The organism is Actinoalloteichus spitiensis RMV-1378, assembly GCF_000239155.1.
Lineage (GTDB): Bacteria > Actinomycetota > Actinomycetes > Mycobacteriales > Pseudonocardiaceae > Actinoalloteichus_B > Actinoalloteichus_B spitiensis.
Genome location: NZ_AGVX02000007.1, coordinates 1 through 4063, shown reverse-complemented (window position 1 = coordinate 4063; position 4063 = coordinate 1). Strand labels below are relative to the sequence as shown.

The window sequence follows — 4063 nt, the reverse complement described above, 5'->3', positions numbered from 1 at the left end:
ACCAGGCGGTCCGGCGCGGGTACCGGCCGGCGCCCCTTCCGGTGCCGGCCACCTCGCGGGCAGGACGCCCGGAGCCGTGCCAGCAGTGGACCCCGCTCACCGCGCCGGTCGGGAACCCCGCCGACCGTCCGCCCCGCCCAGCGCCGGCGGGAGCGCGCCGCTCAGTCCCGGGACCAGGCGATCTTCACCCACTGCAGGGTGATGACGGCGATCGCGACGACGGTGATCAGCAGACCGATCCCCGGGCCGGGAGCACCCGGTGCCGTCTGCCGGGTCCAGATCGCCAGCATTCCCTCGAAGATCGAGTGCCCGCACCCGATGAGGCTGAGCCACGCCAGTCCCCAGCGCCGCACCGCCAGGGCGACACCGCTCACGACCAGGCCGAACAACAGCACCGTCGCCGCGAAGACCTGCGGCAGGATCCCGACGCCGAGCTCCGGTGGCACCCGGCTCAGCAGGACGTCGAGGCCGCTGGAGTCACCGGCCCACGGCAGCACCATGCCCAGCACCAGCAGCAACATGCCGGCCCCGATCACGGCCGTCCGGTGCCCCGGTTCGAAACTGCGGCGGGCCCGCTGGCCTGCCTCGTCGATCTCCGTCCGCAGCGCGGACAGCTCGGGGCTCTCCTGGCCGGCGGTGCTCGACTCGCTCATCGGACCTCACATCCGCCGACCGGGGCCGGCTCGGTCGCGGGCCTGCCGAAGGACGGCAGACCGAGGCTGACGCCGGAGGTCCTGGGACGCACGCCCGCCTCCCAGTGGTCACCGGCACGGGTGCGGCGGTGCGCCAGTGGCTCACCGTCCGCGACGAGGTGGTGCGGGGCGGCGTGCGTGACGACGGTGCGCACCAGGTCGCCCGGCCGCACCTCCCCGTCCACCTGGCCGCCGACCGGGGAGAAGTGGACCAGCCGGCCGTCCCTGGCCCGCCCGCTGAGACGGCGGGTCTCGGCGTCCTTGCGCCCCGCCCCCTCAGTGACCAGCACCTCGACCTCGGTGCCCACCAAGCCCTTGTTCAGGTCCCACGAGATGTCGTCCTGGAGGCGCACCAGCCGGTCGTACCGCTCCTGCACGACCTCCTTGGGCACCTGGTCGCCCATCTCGGCGGCCGGGGTACCCGGACGCTTGGAGTACTGGAAGGTGAACGCCTGGGAGAACCGGGACCGCCGCACCACCTCCAGCGTCTCCTGGAAGTCCTCCTCGGTCTCCCCGGGGAAACCCACGATGATGTCGGTGGTGATGGCGGCGTCGGGGATGGCCGCCCGCACCCGCTCCACGATGCCGAGGAACCGCTCGGCCCGGTAGGACCGCCGCATCGCCCGCAACACCCGGTCGGAGCCGGACTGGAGGGGCATGTGCAGCTGCGGGCAGACGTTGGGGGTTTCGGCCATCGCCTCGATGACGTCGTCGGTGAACTCCCTCGGGTGGGGCGAGGTGAACCGCACCCGTTCCAGGCCCTCGACGGTGCCGCAGGCCCGCAGCAGCTTCCCGAAGGCGTAGCGGTCGCCGAACTCGACCCCGTAGGCGTTCACGTTCTGCCCCAGCAGCGTCACCTCGCTGACGCCCTCCGCGACGAGCGCGGACACCTCGGCGAGGACCTCACCGGGCCGGCGGTCCCGTTCCTTGCCCCGCAGGGCGGGGACGATGCAGAACGTGCAGGTGTTGTTGCAGCCGACCGAGATGGACACCCAGCCGGAGTGGGCCGACTCCCGGCGGGCGGGCAGCGTCGAGGGGAAGACCTCGAGGGCCTCCTCGATCTCCACCTGGGCCTCCCGGTTGTGCCGGGACCGCTCCAGCAGGGTCGGCAACGAGCCGATGTTGTGGGTGCCGAAGACGACGTCGACCCAGGGGGCCCTGCGGACGATCTCGCCCCGGTCCTTCTGCGCGAGGCACCCCCCGACGGCGATCTGCATGCCCGGGTGGGAGTCCTTGACCGGGCGCAGCCGCCCCAGGTTGCCGTAAAGGCGGTTGTCGGCGTTCTCCCGGACCGCGCACGTGTTGAACACGACGACGTCCGGCGTGGCCTCGCCGGCCGACCGCACGTACCCGGCGTCCTCCAGCAACCCGGCGAGCCGCTCGGAGTCGTGCACGTTCATCTGGCATCCGTACGTGCGGACCTCGTAGCTTCGCTGCACCCTGCACCCCTTTCCGCTGACCAGGGTACGAGCTGGTTCGTGGCCGGTTCATCGGGGCGGGGCCACGCCCGGTGACGTCCTGGTTGCTACCCACAGGTACCGGTGCGGTTACAGACGCCGCTGAGGTGGGGACGCCGCTCCTCCGTGCGGTTATGGTGTGCGGCCATGAGCGCAACGTCCGGGCAGCCACCGATGATCAGGATGTCCTCGGTGGACAAGTTCTTCGGTCCGCTGCACGTGCTCAAGGACATCAATCTCGAGGTCCCCCGGGGCCAGGTGGTTGTCGTCCTCGGGCCGTCGGGTTCCGGCAAGTCGACCCTCTGCCGGACCATCAACAGGCTGGAGCCGATCAACTCCGGTGTCATCGCCATCGACGGCAAGGACCTGCCCGCCGAGGGCAAGGCCCTCGCCGGGCTGCGCGCCGACGTGGGCATGGTGTTCCAGCAGTTCAACCTGTTCGCCCACAAGACGATCCTGGAGAACGTCACGCTCGGCCCCCTCAAGGTGAGGAGGACCGAGAAGGCGGAGGCGGAACAACGCGCCCGGCAGCTGCTGGAGCGGGTCGGCATCGCCAACCAGGCAGACAAGTACCCGGCCCAGCTCTCGGGTGGGCAGCAGCAGCGTGCGGCCATCGCCCGGGCGCTGGCGATGAAGCCGAAGGTCATGCTCTTCGACGAGCCGACCTCGGCGCTGGACCCGGAGATGGTCCAGGAGGTCCTCGACACGATGACCGACCTGGCCAAGGAGGGCATGACCATGCTCGTGGTCACCCACGAGATGGGCTTCGCCCGCAAGGCCGCCGACCGGGTCATCTTCATGGCGGACGGCGAGGTCGTGGAGGACTCGACACCCGAGGACTTCTTCCAGGCCCCGAAGTCCGACCGGGCCCGGGACTTCCTCGGCAAGATCCTCACCCACTGACCGGCCCGCCGCACCAGCCCGCGGCGCGTGCGCGCCGCACCGAACAGAACACAGGAGACGACGATGAGGAACCGCTCCCTCGCCGCGAGTCTGCTCGTCGGCGCGCTCGCGCTGACCGCGTGTGGACGCGAGGGCGGCCCGGCCGACGAGAACGCCGAGCCGGACTCGGTCGAGCAGTCGGTGCAGACCGACGTCGAGCTGGAGGGCTCGCCGACCTTCGACCGGATGTCCGAGCGCGGCAACGTGGTCATCGGGGTCAAGGACGACCAGCCCGGCCTGGGATACCGCGACCCGACGACCGACGAGTACTCCGGGTTCGACATCGAGATCGCTCGGTTGATCGCGGCCCAGCTCGGTTTCGACCCCGAGTCGGAGATCGAGTACAGGCCGATCGCCTCCGCTGCCCGTGAGCAGGAGATCGCGAACGGCAACATCGACTACTACGTCGGCACGTACACGATCAACGACGGCCGCAAGGAGCAGATCGACTTCGCCGGCCCGTACTACATCGCCGGCCAGGACCTGCTGGTGCGCGGGGACGACGACTCGATCAACGGTCCGGAGGACCTCGAGGGCAAGAAGGTCTGCTCGGCGCAGGGCTCCACCCCGATCCAGCGGGTTCGGGAGGAGGGCCTGACCGAGGAGAGCAACATCGTCGAGTTCCAGGGCTACTCCGACTGCGTGACGCAGCTGCTCCAGGGTTCGGTCGACGCGGTCACCACCGACGACGCGATCCTGCTGGGCTACGCCTCCGTCGAGGAGGAGGGCTCGCTGCGGGTCGTCGGCGAGACGTTCTCGGACGAGCCCTACGGCATCGGCCTGCCGAAGGGCGATGACGCCCTGCGCGAGCGGATCAACGACATCCTGGACGAGGCGCGCGAGAACGGCGGCTGGCAGGAGATCTACGACGCCACCCTGGGCAAGAGCGGCAACGAGGCCGAGCAGCCCGAGGTCGACCGGTACTGAGCAGGGACTGACGGCCGGCGGCACCCGGTTCCGGGGCCGCCGGCC

4 protein-coding genes are annotated in these 4063 nt (G+C 70.6%); 2 read left to right on the top strand and 2 right to left on the bottom strand.

The window, feature by feature from the left end:
- Positions 1 to 161: 161 nt before the first annotated feature.
- Together ACTIDRAF_RS0200440 and miaB are read right to left on the bottom strand one after the other, a co-directional pair.
- Complete coding sequence (locus ACTIDRAF_RS0200440; RefSeq protein ID WP_016696729.1) at positions 162 to 653, bottom strand: Rv2732c family membrane protein; 492 nt, start codon at positions 651 to 653, stop codon at positions 162 to 164.
- Positions 650 to 2131, bottom strand: a complete 1482-nt coding sequence (miaB, locus tag ACTIDRAF_RS0200435) for a tRNA (N6-isopentenyl adenosine(37)-C2)-methylthiotransferase MiaB (protein WP_026065623.1) — start codon at positions 2129 to 2131, stop codon at positions 650 to 652. Before miaB ends, ACTIDRAF_RS0200440 begins: the two co-directional genes overlap by 4 nt.
- A 192-nt stretch (positions 2132 to 2323) precedes the next feature.
- On the opposite strand from miaB, the gene ACTIDRAF_RS0200430 reads away from it, so the two are divergent.
- Together ACTIDRAF_RS0200430 and ACTIDRAF_RS0200425 are read left to right on the top strand one after the other, a co-directional pair.
- Positions 2324 to 3052 carry an amino acid ABC transporter ATP-binding protein gene (locus ACTIDRAF_RS0200430; protein WP_016696727.1) on the top strand — a complete coding sequence of 243 codons (729 nt, stop codon included), beginning with the start codon at positions 2324 to 2326 and terminating at the stop codon, positions 3050 to 3052.
- 63 nt (positions 3053 to 3115) lie between these two features.
- Entirely contained in the window at positions 3116 to 4018 is a 903-nt protein-coding gene (locus ACTIDRAF_RS0200425) for a glutamate ABC transporter substrate-binding protein (protein WP_016696726.1), read from the top strand.
- Positions 4019 to 4063 lie beyond the last annotated feature (45 nt).

Excerpts from the sequence above, each read along its gene's own strand:
- ACTIDRAF_RS0200440 (WP_016696729.1), bottom strand. The coding sequence starts at position 653 with ATGAGCGAGTCGAGCACCGCCGGCCAGGAGAGCCCCGAGCTGTCCGCG.
- ACTIDRAF_RS0200430 (WP_016696727.1), top strand. The coding sequence starts at position 2,324 with ATGATCAGGATGTCCTCGGTGGACAAGTTCTTCGGTCCGCTGCACGTG.
- ACTIDRAF_RS0200425 (WP_016696726.1), top strand. The coding sequence starts at position 3,116 with ATGAGGAACCGCTCCCTCGCCGCGAGTCTGCTCGTCGGCGCGCTCGCG.